General features: G+C 68.4%; 21 protein-coding genes. 7 read left to right on the top strand and 14 right to left on the bottom strand.

Translation table 11 applies throughout. From position 1 onward, the window contains the following. Positions 1 to 60: 60 nt before the first annotated feature. From E2170_RS06240 to ndk, 4 genes are all read right to left on the bottom strand, one after another. Entirely contained in the window at positions 61 to 888 is an 828-nt protein-coding gene (locus E2170_RS06240) for a helix-turn-helix domain-containing protein (protein WP_132999713.1), read from the bottom strand. Next, the gene (locus E2170_RS06235) at positions 885 to 1,718 is read right to left on the bottom strand and encodes a tetratricopeptide repeat protein (RefSeq protein WP_132999712.1); all 834 of its coding nucleotides are present in this window, start codon (positions 1,716 to 1,718) and stop codon (positions 885 to 887) included. Before E2170_RS06235 ends, E2170_RS06240 begins: the two co-directional genes overlap by 4 nt. After that, entirely contained in the window at positions 1,705 to 2,856 is a 1,152-nt protein-coding gene (gene rlmN, locus E2170_RS06230; protein WP_207914925.1) for a dual-specificity RNA methyltransferase RlmN, read from the bottom strand. The genes E2170_RS06235 and rlmN overlap by 14 nt, the downstream gene beginning before the upstream one ends. A 166-nt stretch (positions 2,857 to 3,022) precedes the next feature. Further along, a complete protein-coding gene (gene ndk / locus E2170_RS06225; RefSeq protein WP_132999711.1) occupies positions 3,023 to 3,448 on the bottom strand; it encodes a nucleoside-diphosphate kinase in 426 nt (141 codons plus the stop codon). A gap of 226 nt (positions 3,449 to 3,674) precedes the next feature. On the opposite strand from ndk, the gene E2170_RS06220 reads away from it, so the two are divergent. Genes E2170_RS06220 through E2170_RS06210 form a run of 3 tightly spaced genes read left to right on the top strand, consistent with a single transcriptional unit; the run spans position 3,675 to position 7,926 of the window. Continuing rightward, positions 3,675 to 4,292, top strand: a complete 618-nt coding sequence (locus E2170_RS06220; RefSeq protein WP_132999710.1) for a TetR/AcrR family transcriptional regulator — start codon at positions 3,675 to 3,677, stop codon at positions 4,290 to 4,292. Between the two features lie 29 nt (positions 4,293 to 4,321). After that, a complete protein-coding gene (locus E2170_RS06215; RefSeq protein WP_132999709.1) occupies positions 4,322 to 6,694 on the top strand; it encodes a 3-hydroxyacyl-CoA dehydrogenase/enoyl-CoA hydratase family protein in 2,373 nt (790 codons plus the stop codon). Between the two features lie 26 nt (positions 6,695 to 6,720). Beyond that, positions 6,721 to 7,926 carry an acetyl-CoA C-acyltransferase gene (locus E2170_RS06210; RefSeq protein ID WP_132999708.1) on the top strand — a complete coding sequence of 402 codons (1,206 nt, stop codon included), beginning with the start codon at positions 6,721 to 6,723 and terminating at the stop codon, positions 7,924 to 7,926. Positions 7,927 to 8,011: 85 nt separating this feature from the next. On the opposite strand, the gene E2170_RS06205 is transcribed toward E2170_RS06210, so the two are convergent. From E2170_RS06205 to cmk, 10 genes are all read right to left on the bottom strand, one after another. Next, positions 8,012 to 8,698, bottom strand: a complete 687-nt coding sequence (locus E2170_RS06205; protein ID WP_132999707.1) for a hypothetical protein — start codon at positions 8,696 to 8,698, stop codon at positions 8,012 to 8,014. A 27-nt stretch (positions 8,699 to 8,725) separates the two neighbouring features. Next, positions 8,726 to 9,241 (bottom strand): hypothetical protein, encoded by a 516-nt coding sequence (locus E2170_RS06200; protein ID WP_132999706.1) that lies wholly within the window; start codon positions 9,239 to 9,241, stop codon positions 8,726 to 8,728. Between the two features lie 124 nt (positions 9,242 to 9,365). Further along, entirely contained in the window at positions 9,366 to 10,262 is an 897-nt protein-coding gene (gene galU / locus E2170_RS06195) for a UTP--glucose-1-phosphate uridylyltransferase GalU (RefSeq protein ID WP_132999705.1), read from the bottom strand. Beyond that, a complete protein-coding gene (locus E2170_RS06190) occupies positions 10,259 to 12,169 on the bottom strand; it encodes a polysaccharide biosynthesis protein (protein WP_132999704.1) in 1,911 nt (636 codons plus the stop codon). The genes galU and E2170_RS06190 overlap by 4 nt, the downstream gene beginning before the upstream one ends. 13 nt (positions 12,170 to 12,182) lie before the next feature. Beyond that, positions 12,183 to 13,262, bottom strand: a complete 1,080-nt coding sequence (locus E2170_RS06185) for an MraY family glycosyltransferase (protein ID WP_243708067.1) — start codon at positions 13,260 to 13,262, stop codon at positions 12,183 to 12,185. Next, positions 13,202 to 14,380 carry a lipopolysaccharide assembly protein LapB gene (gene lapB / locus E2170_RS06180; protein WP_132999703.1) on the bottom strand — a complete coding sequence of 393 codons (1,179 nt, stop codon included), beginning with the start codon at positions 14,378 to 14,380 and terminating at the stop codon, positions 13,202 to 13,204. The genes E2170_RS06185 and lapB overlap by 61 nt, the downstream gene beginning before the upstream one ends. A gap of 1 nt (position 14,381) precedes the next feature. Then, positions 14,382 to 14,630, bottom strand: a complete 249-nt coding sequence (locus E2170_RS06175) for a LapA family protein (RefSeq protein ID WP_132999702.1) — start codon at positions 14,628 to 14,630, stop codon at positions 14,382 to 14,384. 46 nt (positions 14,631 to 14,676) lie between these two features. After that, a complete protein-coding gene (locus E2170_RS06170; protein WP_132999701.1) occupies positions 14,677 to 14,979 on the bottom strand; it encodes an integration host factor subunit beta in 303 nt (100 codons plus the stop codon). Between the two features lie 76 nt (positions 14,980 to 15,055). Continuing rightward, positions 15,056 to 16,744, bottom strand: coding sequence for a 30S ribosomal protein S1 (gene rpsA, locus E2170_RS06165; protein WP_132999700.1), 1,689 nt, complete (start codon positions 16,742 to 16,744; stop codon positions 15,056 to 15,058). 166 nt (positions 16,745 to 16,910) lie between these two features. After that, positions 16,911 to 17,594, bottom strand: coding sequence for a (d)CMP kinase (gene cmk / locus E2170_RS06160; protein WP_132999699.1), 684 nt, complete (start codon positions 17,592 to 17,594; stop codon positions 16,911 to 16,913). Positions 17,595 to 17,724: 130 nt separating this feature from the next. Here cmk and ykgO point away from each other — a divergent pair, with 130 nt between their 5' ends. From ykgO to E2170_RS06140, 4 genes are all read left to right on the top strand, one after another. Further along, entirely contained in the window at positions 17,725 to 17,850 is a 126-nt protein-coding gene (gene ykgO, locus E2170_RS06155) for a type B 50S ribosomal protein L36 (protein WP_010342887.1), read from the top strand. Between the two features lie 204 nt (positions 17,851 to 18,054). Then, on the top strand, positions 18,055 to 18,381 hold the full coding sequence (locus tag E2170_RS06150; RefSeq protein ID WP_132999698.1) for a hypothetical protein: 327 nt from the start codon (positions 18,055 to 18,057) through the stop codon (positions 18,379 to 18,381). Positions 18,382 to 18,385: 4 nt separating this feature from the next. Beyond that, complete coding sequence (locus tag E2170_RS06145) at positions 18,386 to 19,417, top strand: agmatine deiminase family protein (protein ID WP_132999697.1); 1,032 nt, start codon at positions 18,386 to 18,388, stop codon at positions 19,415 to 19,417. A gap of 61 nt (positions 19,418 to 19,478) precedes the next feature. Continuing rightward, a complete protein-coding gene (locus E2170_RS06140; protein ID WP_132999696.1) occupies positions 19,479 to 20,363 on the top strand; it encodes a carbon-nitrogen hydrolase in 885 nt (294 codons plus the stop codon). Positions 20,364 to 20,390 lie beyond the last annotated feature (27 nt).

Raw genomic sequence — 20,390 nt, 5'->3', positions numbered from 1 at the left:
AGCGGGCCGCCGGTTTCATTGCGCTGACCCGCCAGGGGCCCCGCAGCCGCTGCGCCGGGCTCAGTGACCGACGGGCGCGAGCGAACCGTCAGAGGATACCGTAAAGCGGGCGACGTTCGCCCGCAGGTAGGGAGCGATGTCCTGCTCCACGCCGTCATGGCGCACTTCGACGGCACCGGCGTTGCCGAGCACGATGGCGCCGACTTCGCCCGCGGCGTAACCGCGGACGGTGCCTTCCTTCAACAGGCTCTGCTCGACCACGCGGCCGTCGGGCGCGGTGACCTCCACCCAGCTGTCGCCGGACAGGCGCAGTTCAAGGGCCGGCATGGCGGGTTGCGGCGCGGGCACCGGGACCACCGCTGGCCGCTGCGCGACCGGGGCCATCGAAGCGATCAGGGGGGTCGGGCCGCGGGACGCCTGGCCGTCGGCCCCGTCGGCGACGCTGACCGGGACATCCAGCGAGCCGGACACGGCATCCTGGGGCGCAAGGTGCGGACGCGTCGCCAGCCAGACCGGAAGCGCGATGGCCGCGGTGATCACCACGTAGACCAGCCGGCGAGCCGACTGCTCGGCGACGATGCGCATCCGCGGCACGTAGGTGCGGGGCTTGAGCTCGACCGGCTGGATCGGGCCGACGCCTGACGAGGCATGCACCACGTCCGTGACCAGGCCGAGCAGGCGCCCGTAACTCCGCAACTGGCCGCGGATGAAGACCGGGGCGCCCAGGCGGCTCCAGTCCTCGGCTTCAAGCGACTCGACCACCCGTACCGGCATCTTCAGCCTGGTGGCGACATCCTGGACGGAGAGCCCCGCGGCTTCGCGGGCGGCGCGGAGCCGCTGGCCGCAGCCCTGGTTCGGGTCGGTCGTGTTGTGGTCTGGCGGCATCATCGTGAACTGCTGTCCCCGGGCAGCGCGGTTTGCGCATGCGGAAATTCCGTCCGCAAGCGTTGAACATAACGAGCGGCGGCGGCCTTGTCGCCGAGCTTTTCCTCGATCTGTGACGCGAGTAGTAGCGCGGCGGGCGTTGCCGGTGCCGCGTCGAGGCGCCGCTGCGAGAACGCCCGTGCCTCGAAGTACTCCCCTTGGTCGTGAAGATGCCGCGCCAGCGCCTCCAGCGCAACGGCATTGACCGGGTCGAGCCCCAATGCGTTACGCAGGTCACGCTCGGCGCGCCCGGGCTGGCCGCCCTGGACGGCGCAGGCGCCGGCGTTGGCCAGGGCGGACGCCGGAGTCGGATAGCCACGGTCGGCCAGCGCGCGATCGAACCAGGCCAGTGACTCGGGCGCTCGACCGTTGAGGCAGAGCCAGGCGCCGTAATTGTTGGCGGCAGCGCCCGAACCGGGCGCCACTTCGGTGGCAAGGGCGTAGTGGCGCCCGGCGTCGGCCGCCTTCCCCTGTCGTTCCAGCGAGAGCGCCATCAGGGTATGGACGAGTTCATTCCGGTCGTCGATACGCAGTGCCTTGCGCGCCTCGGCCTCGGCCTCGGCGGGCCGGCCTGCCTGCAGCGCCTGTTCGCCCCGCAGCAGGTGCACACGCACGCTTCCGGCGTCGTTGTTCCGGCGTCCCTTGCCCTTGCCGCTGACGTCGTAAGTGGGCGCCACCTGCTCGGAGCTGCCCCGCGCGGCGCTGGGCTTGATGAAGGTCAGTCGCGAGCAGCCGGTGGCGAGCACGGCGGCCGCCAGCAGCAGGGTGGCCAGCAGATACTCAGGCCTGGGCATGCCTGCCCTCCCCGGCTTCCAGGCTGCGCCGGAACTCGGCCTGACGGCGGGTGCGATCGGCGACCTGGCCCTTGAGCTGGCCGCAGGCGGCGTCGATGTCGTCGCCGCGGGTGCGGCGCACCGGCGCGATCATGCCAGCGTTGTTGAGCTGCTTCTGGAACGCCCGGATCGCCACGTCGCCCGGACGCTCGTAGCGCGTGCCGGGGAACGGGTTGAACGGGATCAGGTTGATCTTGGCGGCGTCCTTCATCTGCACCGCGCGGTCGAAGGCGCGCAACAGCTGGACCAGTTCTCGGGCGTGCTCCGGCTGGTCGTTGACGTCCTTCATCAGCGTGTATTCGAAGGTCACCGACTCGCCCTTCTTGCGGAGCGCATAGCGCACGCAGGCATCCATCAACTCGGCGATCGGATACTTCTTGTTGAGCGGCACCAGCTTCGTGCGCAGCTCGTCGTTGGGCGCGTGCAGCGACACCGCCAGGGAGACGTCACTTTCCTCGGCCAGGCGGTCGATCATCGGCACCATGCCGGCGGTCGAGAGCGTCACGCGCTTGTTGGCCAGGCCGTAGCCCAGGTCGTCGCGCATCACGCTCATCGCGCGCACGACGTTGTCGAAATTCGCCAGCGGCTCGCCCATGCCCATCATCACCACGTTGGTGAGGCGACGCTGCTTGTGGGGAATGTTGCCGAGGTGCTTCGCGGCCACCCAGACCTGGCCGATGATCTCGGCGGTCGACAGGTTGCGGTTGAAGCCCTGGGTCGCGGTCGAGCAGAAGGTGCAGTTGAGCGCACAGCCCACCTGCGAGGACACGCACAGCGTGCCGCGGCCCTTGTCGGGGATGTAGACGGTCTCGATGGCATTCCTGCCATCCATGCCCAGCAGCCACTTGTGGGTGCCGTCCTCGGATTCCTTGTCGAAGTGCACCTGCGGCACGACGACTTCAGCCCGCTCCTGCAGCTTGGCGCGCAGCGCCTTGCCCAGGTCGGTCATCTCATCGAAGTCGGTGACGTGCCGGTGGTGGATCCACTTCATCACCTGGTGCGCACGGAAACGCTTCTCGCCGAGCACGTCGGCGAAAAACGCCTCCAGCCCCGCGCGATCGAGGTCCAGGAGATTCTGCTTGGCGGTCGCTTCGGTCACGGGACTATGGGAAGAGCAAAAGACTTGCCACGGATGAACGCGGATCACGCGGATTCACGCGGATAGAGCAAAAGCAGGGAAAGGAGAAAGCTTCTCCACCGATCCTGCTTTTGGCTTTATCCGTGTTCATCCGCGTTTATCCGCGTAATCCGTGGCAAAAAAAGAATCAACGGGCGTAGACGTCCGTCGACGGGAAGAAGTACGCGATCTCGACGGCGGCGGTTTCGGCGGCGTCGGAACCGTGCACGGCGTTGGCGTCGATCGAGTCGGCGAAGTCGGCGCGGATGGTGCCGGCGTCGGCTTCCTTCGGGTTGGTGGCGCCCATCAGCTCGCGGTTCTTCAGCACCGCGCCCTCGCCTTCGAGGACCTGGATCATCACCGGGCCGCTGATCATGAACTCGACCAGCGCATTGAAGAACGGACGCTCGCGGTGCACGGCGTAGAAGCCTTCGGCCTCGGCGCGCGACAGTTGCTTCATCTTCGCGGCGGCGACCTTCAGGCCGGCCTTCTCGAAGCGGGAGTAGATTTCGCCGATGACGTTCTTGGCGACGGCATCGGGCTTGATGATGGACAGGGTGCGCTCAAGCGCCATGGGGAGGTTCTCCGGGTAAAGGGGCCGGCCTTCCAGGGCAGGCACCCACGGTAACATGGAAAAACCCACGCCGGGGCGCGGGTTTAGCCGACAAGGCTGGAGTAATTCTAACGGATCGGACACGCGCCCTGCACGCGGCTGGACGAACTTTCTCCGGTTGACCCGCCGACCCGGGGCCCCCTAGTATCCAAACAAGCGTTTGATTCAGGCAGGCCGTCCCAGCGCCATGGCAAGCACCCAGTTTTCGACCAAGGACCGGATCCTCGGCGCCGCCGAGGAGCTGTTCGCCCAGCACGGCTTCGGCGGCACGTCCCTGCGCCAGGTCACCAGCCGGGCAGACGTCAACATCGCCGCGGTCAACTACCACTTCGGCAGCAAGGAGAACCTCATCAACGAGGTTTTCCGGCGGCGCATGGACGACATGAGCCGGCAGCGCCTGGCCCAGCTGGAACAGGCCCGCAGCGAGCACCCGGGCGAACTCGAGCCTGTCCTGGCCGCCTTCGTGGAGCCCGCCCTGGCCCTCGCCCGCGACCGCCAGGGCGGCGTCGCCTTCATCCGGGTCATCGCCCGGGCCTATGCCGAGAAGAACGACGGCCTGCGCAAGTTCCTGTCCGAGCAGTACGGCCACGTGCTCCGCGACTTCGCCCGCGCGATGGCCGAGTGCGCGCCGCAGCTCGACAAGGAGCAGCTGTACTGGCGCCTGGATTTCCTGTCCGGGGCCCTGACCTACGCCATGTCCGACTTCGGGCTGATCAAGCGCCCCGCCGGTGTCAGCGAGGTCGCCCACCGCAAGCGCGCCGCGGAAGAGCTGATCCGCTTCGCGGCCGCCGGCATTCAGAGCTGAATAACCTTCCAATCAAGGAGTTGCACGACATGTCTGAGAAACTGCTTGTGCGTCGCGCCGCGGTACTCGGCGCAGGCGTGATGGGCGCCCAGATCGCCGCCCACCTCACCAACGCCGGCGTCGACACCGTGCTGTTCGACCTGCCGGCCAAGGAGGGTGACCCCAACGGCATCGTCACCCGCGCCATGGCCAACCTCGGCAAGCTCAGCCCCGCCCCGCTGGCCTCGAAGTCGCTGGCCGCCGCCATCACCCCGGCCAACTACGAGCTCGGCCTGCAGCGCCTCAAGGACTGCGACCTCATCATCGAGGCCATCGCCGAGCGCATGGACTGGAAGCAGGACCTGTACGAAAAGATCGCGCCCTTCGTGGCCGACCACGCCGTGCTGGCCAGCAACACCTCGGGCCTGGGCATCAACAAGCTGGCCGATGCCCTGCCGGAGAAGCTGCGCCCGCGCTTCTGCGGCGTGCACTTCTTCAACCCGCCGCGCTACATGCACCTGGCCGAGCTGATCCCGGCGCGGACCACCGACAAAGCCGTGCTGCAGGGCCTGGAAACCTTCCTGACCACGACGCTCGGCAAGGGCGTGGTCTACGCCCGCGACACCCCGAATTTCATCGGCAACCGCATCGGCGTGTTCTCGATCCTGTCGACGATCCACCACACCCAGGAGAGCGGCCTGGGCTTCGACGAGGTCGATGCCCTGACCGGCCCGCTGGTCGGACGCCCGAAGTCGGCGACCTACCGCACCTCCGACGTGGTCGGCCTGGACACCATGGGGCATGTCATCAAGACCATGGCCGACACCCTGCCCGACGACCCCTGGCACAAGTACTTCAAGTCGCCGAAGTGGCTGTCCGCACTGGTCGAGAAGGGCGCGCTGGGCCAGAAGGCCGGCGCCGGCATCTTCCGCAAGGTCGGCAAGGACATCCTGGTCCTGGACCTGGAGAAACAGGACTACCGCCCGGCCGACCGCAAGGCCGCCGACGAGGTGGTCGAGATCCTGAAGACGAAGGATCCGGTGGCGAAGTTCGCCGCCCTGCGCGCCAGCGAACACCCGCAGGCGAAGTTCCTGTGGGGCGTGTTCCGCGACCTGTTCCACTACTCCGCCTACCACCTGGCCGACATCGCCGAGACCGCGCGCGACGTCGACCTGGCCATCCGCTGGGGCTACGGCTGGTCGCTCGGCCCGTTCGAGACCTGGCAGGCCGCGGGCTGGAAGCAGGTGGCGCAGTGGATCGCCGACGACATCGTGGCCGGCAAGGCCATGAGCGACGCACCGTTGCCGGACTGGGTGTTCGACGGCCGCGACGGCGTGCATTCGGCCGAGGGCAGCTACAGCCCGGGCAAGAACACCCGGCTGCCGCGCTCGTCGCTGGCGGTCTACAAGCGCCAGCGCTTCCCCGATCCGCTGCTGGGCGAGTCCTTCCCCAAGGGCGAGACCGTCTTCGAGAACGACGGCATCCGGATGTGGAGCGACGGCGACGACATCGCCGTGGCCTCGTTCAAGACCAAGATGCACACCGTCTCCGACCAGGTGCTCGACGGCCTGCAGGATGCGGTGGCGCGCGCGGAGCGCGACTTCGCCGGCCTGGTGATCTGGCAACCGAAGGAGCCCTTCTCCGCAGGTGCCGACCTCGCCGGCGCGCTCGGCCTGCTGCAGGCGGGCAAGGTCGACGCCTTCGAGGCGATGGTCGCCAACTTCCAGGCCACCAGCCAGCGCATCAAGTACTCGCTGGTGCCGGTGGTGGCCGCGGTGCGTGGCCTGGCGCTGGGCGGCGGCTGCGAGTTCCAGATGCATTCCGCGCGCACGGTCGCGCACCTCGAGAGCTACATTGGCCTGGTCGAAGCCGGCGTCGGCCTGCTGCCGGCCGGCGGCGGCCTGAAGGAGTTCGCCGTGCGCGCCTCGGAGGCGGCCGGCGCGAACGGCGACGTGTTCGCCGAACTAAAGGGCTGGTTCGAATCCGTGGCGATGGCCAAGGTCTCGACCTCGGCCGTCGAAGCGAAGGAACTCGGCCTGCTTCGCGGGCAGGACAAGGTCGCCTTCCACGCCCACGAGCTGCTGCACATCGCGAAGGCGGAGGCCCGCGGCCTGGCCGAGACCGGCTACCGCCCGCCCCTGCCCGCGCGCCGCGTGCGCGTGGCCGGCGACGTCGGCATCGCCACCTTCCGCATGCTGCTGGAGAACATGCTCGAGGGCCGCTTCATCAGCGAATACGACTACGAGATCGCCACCCGCATCGCCACCGTGGTCAGCGGCGGCGAAGTGGACCGCAACTCGGTGGTCGACGAGGACTGGCTGCTGCGCCTGGAGCGTCAGCATTTCGTGGAGCTTGCGCAGCAGGAGAAGACCCAGGCCCGCATCGCGCACATGCTCAAGACCGGCAAGCCGCTGCGCAACTGACGCGAACGACGAAAGAGGACAACCCAATGAGCAAGCAGATCCAGGACGCCTACATCGTCGCCGCCACCCGCACCCCGGTGGGCAAGGCGCCCAAGGGCGTATTCCGCAATACCCGCCCCGACGACATGCTGGCCCACGTGCTGAAGTCGGTGGTCGCGCAGGCGCCGGGCATCGACACCGGCCGCATCGACGACGCCATCATCGGCTGCGCCATGCCCGAGGGCGAGCAGGGCATGAACGTGGCGCGCATCGGCGTGCTGCTGGCCGGCCTGCCTGACACCGTGGCCGCGCAGACCATCAACCGCTTCTGCTCGTCCGGCCTGCAGGCCGTGGCCCTGGCCGCCGACCAGATCCGGCTGGGCAACGCCGACCTGGTGCTGGCCGGCGGCACCGAGTCGATGAGCATGGTGCCGATGATGGGCAACAAGGTGGCGCTGTCGCCGTCGGTGTTCAAGGACGACCACGTCGCCATCGCCTACGGCATGGGCATCACCGCCGAAAAGGTCGCCGAGGAATGGAAGGTCTCGCGCGAGGACCAGGACGCGTTCGCGCTGGCCTCGCACCAGAAGGCGCTGGCGGCGCAGAAGGCCGGCGAGTTCAACGACGAGATCTCGCCGCTGGAAGTGGTCGCCCGCCTGCCCGATCTGGGCGGCAACGCGGTGCGGCTGAAGAAGCTGCTGGTCGAGCAGGACGAAGGCCCGCGCGCGGATACGTCGCTGGAAGGCCTGGCGAAGCTGCGCACGGTGTTTCGCAACGGCCAGTTCGGCGGCAGCGTGACCGCCGGCAACTCCTCGCAGATGAGCGACGGTGCCGGCGCGGTGCTGGTGGCCTCTGAACAGGCGATCAAGGACTACGGCCTGACGCCGCTGGCCCGCTTCGTCTCGTTCTCGGTGGCCGGCGTGCGCCCCGAGGTCATGGGTATCGGCCCGATCGCGGCGATCCCCAAGGCGCTCAGGCAGGGCGGCCTGACGAAGGACCAGTTGGACTGGATCGAACTCAACGAGGCCTTCGCCGCCCAGGCGCTGGCGGTGATCCGCGATTCCGAGCTGGATCCGGACAAGATCAACCCGCTGGGCGGCGCGATCGCGCTCGGCCACCCGCTGGGTGCCACCGGCGCGGTGCGCACCGCGACCATCGTCCACGGCATGCGCCGCCGAAAGCAGAAGTACGGCATGGTGACCATGTGCATCGGTACCGGCATGGGCGCCGCAGGGATCTTCGAGTCCCTGTAACGGCGAAGGGGACGCCGGTGGCGTCCCCTTCCATGGCTGCCGGCAACGGTCGCCGCCTTCCGTCCGGGAGTCGGAGAAGCGCCGCTCAACGGCCCCTGCCGTAGATCTCCACGCGCATGGTGCCGTCCGGGTTGCGGGTACGCGAAACAACCGAATTCGGCATCGATCCCCCGACGCTCGCCATGTACAGGAGGATCCAGTCCTCAGCCTTGTTGCTATCGTCGAACTGCCCGTCGATGCGGCACATGCTGCTGCGGCAATCGATGCTGAGGCTCTTCGGCTGTGCCTCCGCGACTTCGAAGGATGCGTCGTTCGCCACGTTCGTAAGTTCGCTGATCTTCCCAGGCGCCCAGGCCGGATCGACCTGTTCGCTGGCATAGCGCTGCGCCGACTGTTCGCGCAACGCGTTCGTGCGAGCCAGGTGCTCATCGCGCATCTTCGCGCGGCGCTCGACCTGGCTGCTGAGCTGGTCCTCGACCTGTCGCCTGTCAACCGGCCTGGCTGCCTGGCGCGTGCCCGTCGGCGGGCCTCCCACTTGCGTCGCCACCGGCACCGGCGCCTCGCTTTCTTCCACGGCCTGATCGCCGGTACCCGACTTCCCACGCAGGAAGAATGTACCCGCCACCACCGCCACGACGACTGCGACCGCGACGGCCAAGGGAAGCCTGTTGCCTGATTTCATCGATTCGTACTGCCTGCTGTTGCGGGAATCGCAAGTGTGGGTGATCACCGGCGCCAAAAAAAGGGTGCCGGTTTCCCGGCACCCCTTCATGACGACTTTCGGCGCTGCCGAGTGGAATTACTCCGTCGCCCAGTACACGTAGGTGTCGTTGATGCCGACGCCAGCCGGCAGGCGGCAGCTGAACGCAACCAGACCAGTGGCCATGCTGCCGCTTTCGAAGTCCGTATCGAAGACGTACAGGTTGCCGTCTTCGCCGCCAGCACCGGCCGGGATCTCGATGGCCAGGTTGACGTTCTCGGTCACGCCACCTTCGAAGCCGGCAACGGCGGTGCAGGTGACGGTGGCGGGCTCGGTGCCGGTGTTGGTGAAGTAGGTGTCGACCAGCAGGGCGGTGTTGTCGATCGCCTCGTAGGCGTCGAAATCGAAGCCGCAGGTGACGAACATCGCCGTCGTGCCCACGTTCTGCACTGCGAGCGGGCGCTTGCGCAGACCGACCTCGAAGTTCGGCAGCGCGCCCTGGCAACGGGCAGCAGGCTGAGCGGAGTTGGCATGGATGTCCTGCGAGACGGCCGGGGTGCTGTACGCCGCGGCGACTGCGAGCGTCAGGCCCGCAAAGGTTGTTGCAAGCTTCATGAAGCGATCTCTCCCTTGGGTAATGTGCTGTCAAGCGATCTGGAGGGTGTTTGCCGCCCCGCCCCCTGACCGGATCGAATATACCCCCACAATCTGGACAATGTCACGCGCAATCAGCGCCCGTTCAGGAGTCTACAACCCCCAACTCGGCCAGGGCCTCGCGCATGAAGCCCTGGGCGGCTTCGCTGAGCTTCTCATGGTCCAGGGCATGGCGGATGGTGGCCTCGATCAGGCCGATATGGGTGCCGCAGTCGAAGCGCGTGCCCTGGAAGTGATAGGCCAGCACGGCTTCCTCGGCCAGGAGCGCGGAGATCGCATCGGTCAGCTGGATCTCCCCCCCCGCGCCCGGGCGCGTGGATTCCAGCAGATCGAAGATCCGCGGGGAAAGCACGTAGCGGCCGACCACGGCCAGGTTGCTGGGCGCGTCTGCCGGCCTGGGCTTCTCGACGATGGCCGTGATCCGCCCGCGACGCTCGCTGAAGGTTTCGGTGGCGACGATGCCGTAGCTCGACACCTGCGCGGCCGGCACGGCCTGGGTGGCGATGACGCTGGCACCGGTGGCTTCGGCCACGTCGGCCATCTGGCTCAGCGCGCCGGGGCCACGGTTCCAGATCAGGTCGTCGGGCAGGATCACGGCGAAGGGTTCGTCACCCACCACAGGCTTCGCGCAGAGCACCGCGTGGCCCAGACCCAGCGCCTCGGCCTGGGTGACGAAGACTGCGCGCACGCCCTTGGGCAGCACATTGCGCACGACCTCCAGAAGCTCTCCCTTGCCGGCCGCCTCCAGCTTCTCCTCCAGCTCGTAGGCCTTGTCAAAATAGTCGGCCACCGCGTGCTTGTAGCGGTTGGTGACGAAGACCATGGTGTCGCAGCCCGCCTCGACGGCTTCGTCGACGGCATACTGGATGAGCGGCCGGTCGACGATCGGCAGCATTTCCTTGGGAACGGTCTTGGTGGCCGGGAGGAAGCGGGTGCCGAGGCCGGCGACCGGAAATACCACCTTGCGGATGCGTCTTGTCATGTCCTTCGTGCGTTCCTCGCTGGAAATGGGACCACGGTGGCCGCCGCCGGCGATTCGCCCATGACCAGGGGAGCGAACTCGGGGACCGACTCGCGCAGCAGTTGGCCCAAGGCGTCCACGTCGTAGCTGGCGACGGCCTCTCGCATGCGCGCGATGGCCGATTCGATCCGCTCGTCCGAAACGCCACGTGCCTCGGCCTGCAGGATCTTCGGGTGCGCGGTGGGCCGGTAGCGCTCATCTGCGTGGAAAAGCGTTTCATGCAGCTTCTCGCCGGGGCGCAGGCCGGTGTAGACGATGGCGATGTCGCGGCCGGGCTGCTTGCCGGCCAGGGTGATCATCTGCTCGGCCAGCAGGCGGATCGAAACCGGTTCGCCCATGTCCAGCGTGTACACCGCCTGCAGCGAGCCGATGGCCACCGCCTGCAGGATCAGCTGGCAGGCCTCGGGGATGGTCATGAAGTAGCGCGTCACCTCGGGGTCGGTCACCGTGACCGGGCCGCCCTTGCGGATCTGTGCACGGAACAGCGGCACCACGCTGCCGGCCGAATCGAGGACGTTTCCGAAGCGCACGGTCACGAAGCGGGTGCCCTCCAGGCCGGTCATCGCCTGGCAGGCCATCTCGGCCAGGCGCTTGGTGGCTCCCAGCACGTTCACCGGGTCTACCGCCTTGTCGGTGGAGATCAGCACGAAGGTGCCAACGCCAGCAGCCTGCGCCGCACGCGCAACCGTGGCCGTGGCCAGGACGTTGTTGCGGACCGCCTCGCGCAGCTGCGATTCCAGCACCGGGACCTGCTTGTAGGCAGCGGCATGGAACACCGCCTCGGGCTGCGACAGCGACAGCGCGTGGCGGATCACCGCCGGATCGCCGCAATCGCCAAGCACTGGCAGGCAGTCGATCTGCGGGAAGTCGCGCCGCAGCTCGCCCTGGGTGGTCGCCAGCGCGAGTTCGTCGACTTCGATCAGGGTGATCTGGCGGGCACCGTGACGAGCGCACTGCCGGCACAGTTCGGCGCCGATGGAACCGCCGGCGCCGGTGACCAGCACGCTGCGGCCGCCCAGCCAGCCGCGGATCGCCTTCCAGTCGGGCGTGACCGGCTTGCGGCCCAGCAGGTCCTCGATCGCGACCTCCTTGAGCTCGCCGGGCAGCGAGCGACCCTCGAGCAGGTCGTTGAGGCGTGGCACGGTGCGGAACGGCAGGCCGGTGCGCTCGCAGGCCGCCACCACGCGCCGCATGGCGGTCGCATCGAGCGACGGCATCGCGATCACCAGCAGCTTGGCCGCGGTTTCGGGCGCGATCTGGCCGACATCCTCGATCCGCCCGAGCACGGGCAGTCCCTGGACGTAGCTGCCTCGCAACTTCACCGCATCGTCCAGGAAGCCCACCGGCTGGTAGGCGCCGACACGGCGCAGGTCACGCACCAGGGCTTCGCCGGCCTGCCCCGCGCCGAGGATCAGCACCCGCAGCGCCGCCTTGTCGGTGCGCTCGTTGCCATGGTCCTTCCAGGCCCGGTACAGCAGGCGCGGCATCCCCAGCAGGGCCGACAGCACCACCGGGTACGCCAGCATGACCGTGCGCGGCACCTGGCCGGCGCGATCGAACACGAAGAACAGCAGCGGCAGGATGGCGAGCAGGCCGAACAGGCTGGCCTTCACGATGTTGACCAGGTCCGGGATGCTCGCGAAACGCCACACGCCCCGGTACAGGCCCACCTGCCAGAAGATCAGCCCCTGCACGATCAGGATCAGCAGCATCTCCGGCGACAGCAGCGGCGCCGCGGCGGCCGGCTCTAGCGCGGACTGGCGGAAATGGTTGAGGCCCATCCAGGCGGCCCAGACCATGAACAGATCATGCGCCACCACCGCGGCACGCGGCAGGATGTTCCTGATCCGGTCGTTCAAGCTGATCATCGGGTAGACATTCTCAGTTCTTTCCGCCTGGTCCTGGTTTTCTGGCCACGCACCACGCCAAGGTTCCGGCGGCGATGCAACTTGCAGCCACTGCAAGTTTAAACGTGAAACCACTTCCAGCCATCAGAACCGCCAAGGACAGCGCGCCTGCTGTCCAGATGCCGTAGGCGAGGGTCACCGGCCCATGCGAGCCGATCCTCGCGGCAAGCCGCTGGTAGGCGTGCTCGACGTGGGCGATCCACCACTTCTCGCGACGCACCATGCGCCAAGCCAGCGTCAAGGAGGCGTCAATCAGGAAAGCCGACACCGGCAGGAAAGTCAGGGGCAGAATCCCCGGAAGAGCGTCCTCCCCTGCTTCGAACAGGAGCAGCATCGCCAGCGTCGCCAGTGCGAAGCCCAGAGCGCCGCTGCCGACGTCGCCGAGGAAGATTCGCGCCCTGGGGAAATTGAAAGGCAGGAACCCGAGGCATGCAGCCACCAGCAGCAACGCCGGAATGGCCGCCTGCTGGCCGTGCGAGAGGAACGCGAAGCCCAATGCGGCCAGGCCCGCCTGGCTGGTGGCCAGGCCGTCGATGCCGTCCATGAAGTTCCAGACATTGACCATCACTGGCACGCAGGCCAGCGCCAGCAGCGCCAGCCAGGGCGCGGCACCCGCGCCGAGCAGGCCAGCGGCCAGCACCAGGCCGGCGGCGACATGCGCGGCCAGGCGCAGCCATGGGGACAGCGGACGATGGTCATCGGCGTATCCCGCGCCGCCTACCAGCAGCGTGCCGCAGACCGCGGCCACGGCCAGCGGCACCGGCAGCCGACCCGCTATGCCAAGCACGGCGCAGGCGAGTATCCAGGCAACGACGATGCCGACGCCCCCGCCACGGGGCGTGGGCACCACGTGGCTGCGGCGCTCGCCCGGCTGGTCGAGCAGGCCGTGGCGCAGCGCATGGCGTCGGGCCAGCCAGGCGCCTGCGGCGGCGATTGCCGCGGCCGCCACCAGCCAGGGCAGCGCAGCCGTCCAGTCCATTCCAGCCATCGCGCTCAGACCACGGCGTAGTTCAGCAGTGGCTTGATGCTCCCCCACTCCTTGCAGGAGGGACACTGCCAGTGATGGCTGCGCGCACCGAAGCCGCAGCGGTTGCAGCGATAGGCGGGGTTGCGCACCAGCAGCTGGTCGGTGATGTGGCGGAGCTCGTGCAGGGTTGCGGTCTCGTGGCCGCCTTCGGCGAGGGTGAGGTCGATCAGGGCCGCCTCGCCGCGGACCGAGGGTCGGTCCTTGAGCTGCTGGGCCAGGAATCGGCGGGCCGCGGGAACGCCCTCCTCCGCCTCGACCAGGCGCGTCAACGCCAGCACCGGCGCCACGCCGCGGTAGTGCTCGCTCATCTCGGTCAGGAAGGCGCGCGCCCCCGGGGAGTCGCCCACCCGGTCGTAGGCCGAACGCAGCGGCGGCAGGATCTCGGGCAGGAAGTCGGGATCATGCCGGGCCGCGCGCTCGTAGGCGCGGATCGCCGCCGGATCGTTGCCGGCATCCAACTCGAGGCGACCCTCGATCATGCCCGCGCGCACGGAGGTGGAGTCGGCGGCGTAGGCACGGGCCACCGCGGCTCGCGCACCCTCGCGTTCGCCCGCAGCGCGCAGGCGCTCGGCCAGCTCGCATTCGAACTGGCCGATCAGCTTGCCCATGGGCTCGCCGGTGGCCTGTTCGTAGCGGGTCGCGTTCTCGATCGCCTTGGGCCAGTCACGCTCGGCCTGGTAGATGCCGATCAGATGCTTCAGCGCCTGCGGTGCACGCTGGTCGATTTCGGCGAGCTCGGTGAACACGGTCTCGGCGCGGTCGAGCAGGCCCGACCGCATGTAGTCCTCGCCAAGCGCCAGCAGCGCCTGGACCTTCTGCTGGTCGCTCAGGTCGGGACGCTGCACCAGGCCCTGGTGCAGGCGGATCGCGCGGTCGACCTCGCCGCGGCGCCGGAACAGGTGGCCCAGCGCGACCTGGGTCTCGAAGGTGTCCTTGTCGAGCTCGGCGATATGCAGGAACAGCTCGATGGCCTTGTCCGGCTGCTCGTTGAGCAGATAGTTCAGGCCGCGGAAGTAAGTGGTGGAGAGCTTGCTGACCTGGCTGTCGCTGTGGCGCTCGCCACCGCGGCGCCCGATGACCCAGCCGCTGAGCGCCGCGATCGGCAGGAGCAGGAAGAACCAGAACCACTCGGTGACGAAAGCCATGTCAGTTCGCATCCGTTGCAGGGGGGCGGAGCGCCTGGCGGCGCCGACGCAGCGGCAGCACCACCGAAGCCATGATCGCCAGTCCACCGGCGATGGCGCCGAACAGGAGGGTGGCGAGCAAGGCCACGCCGAGCGTCGGCCGGAGTACCACCAGGCCGAGGTCGAGCTCGACCGTCTGGGGATTGAGCGCGCCCACCGCAACGCCTGCGACAAGGCACAGCATGCCGATGAGGACGCGGAGAGGACGCATGGGCGGACAGCTTAGCCGGCCGGGGGCCCGCAGTCAGCCGTGGATGTCAGTCGTCGGCCGGCAGGGGCATGACGTCGCTGACGCGCTCACGCAGTTCCTTGCCCGGCTTGAAATGGGGAACGTGCTTGCCCGGCAGCGCGACGGCTTCCCCGGTCTTGGGGTTGCGGCCGGTGCGTGGCGGGCGGTAGTGCAGCGAGAAGCTGCCGAAACCGCGGACTTCGATGCGCTCGCCGTTGGCCAGCGCGCCTCCCATCATCTCCAGCAGCGACTTCACCGCCAGGTCGACGTCGTCGGCCTTCAGGTGCCCCTGGCGCTGGGCGAGGATTTCGATGAGCTCGGACTTGGTCATGGTGCCCTTGGCTGGCCCCGGACAGAACGGTGGCGGCCGGGCTCGCGCCAGGCCGCCACCGCTTTTGTCGCAGGTATTACTCGGACTTGCTGTCCAGCTGTTCGCGCAGCAGCGCGCCCAGCTTGGTGGTGCCGCTGGAGGCTTCCGCCGCCGCACGGTTGTACTCGGCCAGGGTCTCGGCCACCTCGGCCTCGTCCTTGGCGCGGATCGACAGCTGCAGGCTGCGGCCCTTGCGGTCCATGCCGGTGAACTTGGCTTCGATCGTGTCGCCCACCTTCAGGTGCTGGCTGGCGTCGTCAACGCGCTCGTCGGAGATGTCGCGGGCGGCCACGTAGCCTTCCACGCCATCGGCGATCTCGATGACCGCGCCCTTGGCGTCGACTTCCTTGACGGTGCCGGTGACCTTGGAGCCGCGCGGATGCGCCGCCATGAACTGGCCGAACGGATCCTGCTCGAGCTGCTTGACGCCCAGGCTGATGCGCTCGCGCTCCGGGTCCACCGCCAGCACCACGGCCTCAAGGGTGTCGCCCTTCTTCAGCTCGCGCGCCACGTCCTCGCCGCTGGTGTTCCAGCTCATGTCGGACAGGTGGATCAGGCCGTCGATGCCGCCGTCCAGGCCGATGAAGATGCCGAAGTCGGTGATCGACTTGATCTGGCCCTCGACCTTGTCGCCCTTCTTGTGGATGGCCGCGAAGGTCTCCCACGGGTTGGACGTGACCTGCTTGATGCCCAGCGAGATGCGGCGGCGCTCCTCGTCGACGTCGAGCACCATGACCTCGATGTCGTCGCCGACCTGCACGACCTTCTGCGGGTTGACGTTCTTGTTGGTCCAGTCCATCTCGGACACGTGCACCAGGCCCTCGACGCCCGGCTCGATCTCGACGAACGCGCCGTAGTCGGTGACGTTGGAGACCTTGCCGAACACGCGGGTGTTGGACGGGTAGCGGCGGGCGATGTTGTCCCACGGATCCTCGCCCAGCTGCTTCAGGCCCAGGCTGACGCGGTTGCGCTCGCGGTCGTACTTGAGCACGCGGACGTCGAGCTCCTGGCCCACTTCCACGACTTCGGACGGATGGCGCACGCGCTTCCAGGCCATGTCGGTGATGTGCAGCAGGCCGTCGATGCCGCCGAGGTCCACGAACGCGCCGTAGTCGGTGAGGTTCTTGACCACGCCCTTGAGCACGGCGCCCTCGACCAGCTTCTCCATCAGCTGCTCGCGCTCTTCCGAGTGCTCGCTCTCGACCACCGCGCGGCGGGAGACGACCACGTTGTTGCGCTTGCGGTCGAGCTTGATGAGCTTGAACTCGAGTTCCTTGCCCTCGAGGTACACCGGGTCGCGCACCGGGCGCACGTCGACCAGCGAGCCCGGCAGGAACGCGCGGACGTCCTTGATGTCGACGGTGAAGCCGCCCTTGACCTTGCCGCTGATGCGGCCGGTGACGGTCTCGTTCTTCTCGAGGGCTTCCTCGAGCTCGTCCCACACCATGGCGCGCTTGGCCTTCTCGCGCGACAGCACGGTCTCGCCGAAGCCGTTCTCGAGGGAGTCGAGGGCGACCTTGACGACGTCGCCCTCGGCGACGTCGATCTCGCCGGCGTCGTTACGGAACTGTTCGATCGGCACGATGCCTTCGGACTTGAGGCCGGCGTTGATCACGACGACGTCGGTGCGCACCTGGACCACGGTGCCGGTGACGATCGCGCCGGGCTTCAGCTTGGCGAGGTTCGCCTGGCTGGCTTCGAACAGTTCTGCGAATGATTCGGTCATTAGGTAGTTACTCTGTTGATGAAACAGACCGGGGAGGCGCCCATCGGCGCTTGCAACCGGTCCACCCGTTGTCGGCGTGCGCGGGATTGCGCCTTGCCGTGAGTGCTGGATGGAAAGGAAAATCCGCGCGGCGGCATGCCACGCGGGACCATCTGCTGCGGAGGTTTCAGGCCGCGCGGCCGGGCACCAGGGCCAGGACGCGTTCGACCACGACGTCGATGCCCTGGCCGGTGGTATCGATGCGGACGGCGTCTTCGGCCGGTCGCAAGGGCGCCACCGCGCGGCTGGCATCGCGCGCGTCGCGGGCCAGAATCTCCCGCAGCAGACCATCCAATGTAACCGAAACCCCCTTGTCCTTCAACTGCTTATAGCGCCTTTCGGCGCGCTCCTCGGCGCTGGCGGTCAGGAACACCTTGATGGCGGCATCGGGGAAGATCACGGTGCCCATGTCGCGGCCGTCCGCGACCAGGCCCGGGGGTTGGCGGAACACCCGCTGGCGCTCCTTCAGCGCCGAGCGCACCTCGGGAATGGCGGCGATCGCGGAGGCCGCGGCGCCGGCGGTCTCGGTGCGCAGCTCGTCGGTGGCGTCGTGGCCGTTCACCAGCACCCGCGGCTCGCCGTCGGCGCTGTCGCGGAAGCCGATGTCGGTGTCGAAGGCGCAGCGGACCAGGGCCCCGGCATCATCGAGGTCGAGGTCGGCCCAGCCCGCGGCCACGCCGACGGCGCGGTACAGCGCGCCGGAATCCAGGTAGTGCCAGCCCAGGCGGGCGGCCACCGCGCGACTGATGGTGCCCTTGCCCGAGCCCGAGGGGCCGTCGATGGTCAATACGGGAATGGCGGCTTCGGTCATGGCGGGCTCCGGGTAAGATCGAACATTCTAGACCGCATGGCGGCGGAAGCCCCGCAAGTACTTGATCCGGGGCGGATGTACCCGCTAGAATTGCCGGCTTGTTTGCCCCAACCCTTTTCCGAGGTTCGTCATGAAGGTCCTGTCCTCCCTGAAGTCGGCGAAGGCCCGTCACCGCGACTGCAAGGTCGTTCGTCGCCGTGGCAAGGTCTTCGTGATCTGCAAGTCCAACCCCCGTTTCAAGGCCCGCCAGCGCTGAGCTGAGCGCCCGGCAGCCGCGTGCCCGTGCACGCAAGGCCGCCAGGAACGTCCGGAAGGCCGCAGAAATGCGGCCTTCCGCGTTTCCGGCCGCGCCCGGCGGCGTGACCGCGGCCCCGATTCCAGGCCCCGTCCGCGCTGCAGTGGCCCGCGATCTGTTAAAACGCTGCGGCTGCAACCGATGCAGCACTCCGGGGAGACCACCATGCGCCTGTTCCTTGCACTGACCACCGCCGCCCTGCTCGCCACCGCCGGCAGCGTCAGCGCCGACACCCTGCTGATCGACCGCGTCCAGCAGGAGGCCGGCACGCCCATGCCCACCCGCGGCATGAGCATGTCCCAGGTCGAGGCGCGCTTCGGCGCCCCCAGCCAGCGCCTGGACCCGCGTGGCGGCCAGAAGCGCCAGTGGCCGACCATCAACCGCTGGTCCTACCCGGGCTTCACCGTGTACTTCGAGAACAGCCGCGTGATCGACGCCGTCGCCAACCAGGCCACGCCGGGCGAGACCGGCCCCAAGCCACCCATCCGCTGAACCGATGACCGAGAAGACCCTGCGTTTCCCCGCGGAGTGGGAGCCCCAGTCCGCGATCCTTCTGGCGTGGCCGCACGCCGGCACCGACTGGGCCGAGCGCCTGGCCGAGGTCGAGGAAACCTACATCGCCCACGTGGCGGCGATCACCCGCTTCCAGCGCGTGCTGGTCTGCGTGGCCGACGACGACGTCGAGGCCTATGCGCGCGCGCGCCTGGCCTCGAACCGGATCGACATGGGCCGGGTGGATTTCATCCCCCTGCCCTACAACGACACCTGGCTGCGCGACACCGGGCCGATCACCCTGGCCGGCGGCAACGGTTTCGAGCTGCTCGACTTCCGCTTCACCGGCTGGGGCGGGAAATTCGAGGCCAGCGAGGACGACCTCCTGGTGCAGCGCCTGCACGAAGCTGGAACCTTTCTCAAGAGTTCGCTTCAATCCATTGATTTTGCACTCGAAGGTGGCGCCATCGAGACCGATGGCCAGGGCAGCCTGCTGACCACCTGGCGCTGCCTGCACGAGCGCCATCCCGACGCCAGCCGCGAGGAACTCGACCGGCGCCTGCGCGACTGGCTGCGCCAGGACCGGGTGCTCTGGCTCGACCATGGCTACCTCGAAGGCGACGACACCGACGCCCACGTCGACACCCTGGCCCGCTTCGCGCCCGACGACGCCATCGTGTTCCAGGCCTGCGACGACCCGGCCGACCCGCACCACGCCGAACTCGCCGCCATGGCCGCGGAGATCGCCGAGCTGCGCACCGCCGACGGCCAGCCCTACCGGCTGTTCCCGCTGCCGTGGCCGCAACCGATCATCGACGACGGCCGCCGGCTGGCCGCGAGCTACGCCAACTACCTGGTCATCAACGGCGCGGTGCTGATGCCCGCCTACGGCGACCCCGCCGACGATGCCGCCGCCGCCGTGCTTGCCCAGGCCCACCCCGGTCGCGAAGTGGTCCAGGTGCCCTGCCGCGCCCTGATCTGGCAGAACGGCAGCCTGCACTGCATTTCCATGCAACTGCCCGAAGGCCTCACCTGAGGGACAGCATTGCCGGCCTACAATGCCCGGCTCCACGCATGACCCCCGCAGGCCCGTCCCGATGAAGACCCGTACCCTTCCCGTCGCGCTCGTCCAGGAGCGCAACCACGGCGATGCCGCGGCCAACCTCGAGGTGATCGAGGCGCGCGTGGCCGAGGCCGCAAACCAGGGCGCGAAGCTGGTCCTGCTGCAGGAGCTGCACAACGGTCCCTATTTCTGCCAGCACGAGTCGGTCGACGAGTTCGATCTCGCCGAGACCATCCCCGGCCCGAGCACCGAACGCCTGGGCGCGCTGGCGAAGCAGCACGGCGTGGTCCTGGTCAGTTCGCTGTTCGAGAAGCGCGCCACCGGCCTGTACCACAACACCGCCGTGGTCTTCGACGCCGACGGCTCGATGGCCGGCAAGTACCGCAAGATGCACATTCCGGACGACCCGGGGTTCTACGAGAAGTTCTACTTCACCCCCGGCGACCTCGGCTTCGAGCCGATCGACACCTCGGTCGGCCGCCTCGGCGTGCTGGTGTGCTGGGACCAGTGGTACCCGGAAGCCGCGCGCCTGATGGCGCTGGCCGGCGCCGAACTGCTGCTCTACCCGACCGCCATCGGCTGGGACCCCGGCGACGACCCGGCCGAGAAGCAGCGCCAGCGCGACGCCTGGATCCTGAGCCATCGCGGCCACGCGGTCGCCAACGGCCTGCCGGTGCTGTCCTGCAACCGCGTCGGGCATGAGCCGTCGCCGCTCGGCGCGGCCGGCATCGACTTCTGGGGCAACAGCCACGTGCTGGGCCCGCAGGGCGAGTTCATCGCCGAGGCCGACGGCGACGCCACGATCCTCACCTGCGAAGTCGACCTCGGCCGCAGCGAGCACGTGCGCCGCATCTGGCCCTTCCTCCGCGACCGCCGCATCGACGCCTACGGCGACCTGCTGCGCCGCTATCGCGATTGAGCGCGCCGTCACGCTGCACCCGACCTC

This window comes from Luteimonas arsenica (assembly GCF_004352825.1).
Taxonomy (GTDB): Bacteria; Pseudomonadota; Gammaproteobacteria; order Xanthomonadales; family Xanthomonadaceae; genus Luteimonas; species Luteimonas arsenica.
This window is presented reverse-complemented; position numbering and strand designations above follow the sequence as displayed.

What these genes read in the sequence shown, in the direction of transcription:
- E2170_RS06240 (WP_132999713.1), bottom strand. Translation starts at nt 888, where the DNA reads ATGATGCCGCCAGACCACAACACGACCGACCCGAACCAGGGCTGCGGC.
- E2170_RS06235 (WP_132999712.1), bottom strand. Translation starts at nt 1,718, where the DNA reads ATGCCCAGGCCTGAGTATCTGCTGGCCACCCTGCTGCTGGCGGCCGCC.
- ndk (WP_132999711.1), bottom strand. Translation starts at nt 3,448, where the DNA reads ATGGCGCTTGAGCGCACCCTGTCCATCATCAAGCCCGATGCCGTCGCC.
- E2170_RS06220 (WP_132999710.1), top strand. Translation starts at nt 3,675, where the DNA reads ATGGCAAGCACCCAGTTTTCGACCAAGGACCGGATCCTCGGCGCCGCC.
- E2170_RS06215 (WP_132999709.1), top strand. Translation starts at nt 4,322, where the DNA reads ATGTCTGAGAAACTGCTTGTGCGTCGCGCCGCGGTACTCGGCGCAGGC.
- E2170_RS06210 (WP_132999708.1), top strand. Translation starts at nt 6,721, where the DNA reads ATGAGCAAGCAGATCCAGGACGCCTACATCGTCGCCGCCACCCGCACC.
- E2170_RS06205 (WP_132999707.1), bottom strand. Translation starts at nt 8,698, where the DNA reads ATGAAGGGGTGCCGGGAAACCGGCACCCTTTTTTTGGCGCCGGTGATC.
- E2170_RS06200 (WP_132999706.1), bottom strand. Translation starts at nt 9,241, where the DNA reads ATGAAGCTTGCAACAACCTTTGCGGGCCTGACGCTCGCAGTCGCCGCG.
- galU (WP_132999705.1), bottom strand. Translation starts at nt 10,262, where the DNA reads ATGACAAGACGCATCCGCAAGGTGGTATTTCCGGTCGCCGGCCTCGGC.
- E2170_RS06190 (WP_132999704.1), bottom strand. Translation starts at nt 12,169, where the DNA reads ATGATCAGCTTGAACGACCGGATCAGGAACATCCTGCCGCGTGCCGCG.
- lapB (WP_132999703.1), bottom strand. Translation starts at nt 14,380, where the DNA reads ATGGCTTTCGTCACCGAGTGGTTCTGGTTCTTCCTGCTCCTGCCGATC.
- E2170_RS06175 (WP_132999702.1), bottom strand. Translation starts at nt 14,630, where the DNA reads ATGCGTCCTCTCCGCGTCCTCATCGGCATGCTGTGCCTTGTCGCAGGC.
- E2170_RS06170 (WP_132999701.1), bottom strand. Translation starts at nt 14,979, where the DNA reads ATGACCAAGTCCGAGCTCATCGAAATCCTCGCCCAGCGCCAGGGGCAC.
- rpsA (WP_132999700.1), bottom strand. Translation starts at nt 16,744, where the DNA reads ATGACCGAATCATTCGCAGAACTGTTCGAAGCCAGCCAGGCGAACCTC.
- cmk (WP_132999699.1), bottom strand. Translation starts at nt 17,594, where the DNA reads ATGACCGAAGCCGCCATTCCCGTATTGACCATCGACGGCCCCTCGGGC.
- ykgO (WP_010342887.1), top strand. Translation starts at nt 17,725, where the DNA reads ATGAAGGTCCTGTCCTCCCTGAAGTCGGCGAAGGCCCGTCACCGCGAC.
- E2170_RS06150 (WP_132999698.1), top strand. Translation starts at nt 18,055, where the DNA reads ATGCGCCTGTTCCTTGCACTGACCACCGCCGCCCTGCTCGCCACCGCC.
- E2170_RS06145 (WP_132999697.1), top strand. Translation starts at nt 18,386, where the DNA reads ATGACCGAGAAGACCCTGCGTTTCCCCGCGGAGTGGGAGCCCCAGTCC.
- E2170_RS06140 (WP_132999696.1), top strand. Translation starts at nt 19,479, where the DNA reads ATGAAGACCCGTACCCTTCCCGTCGCGCTCGTCCAGGAGCGCAACCAC.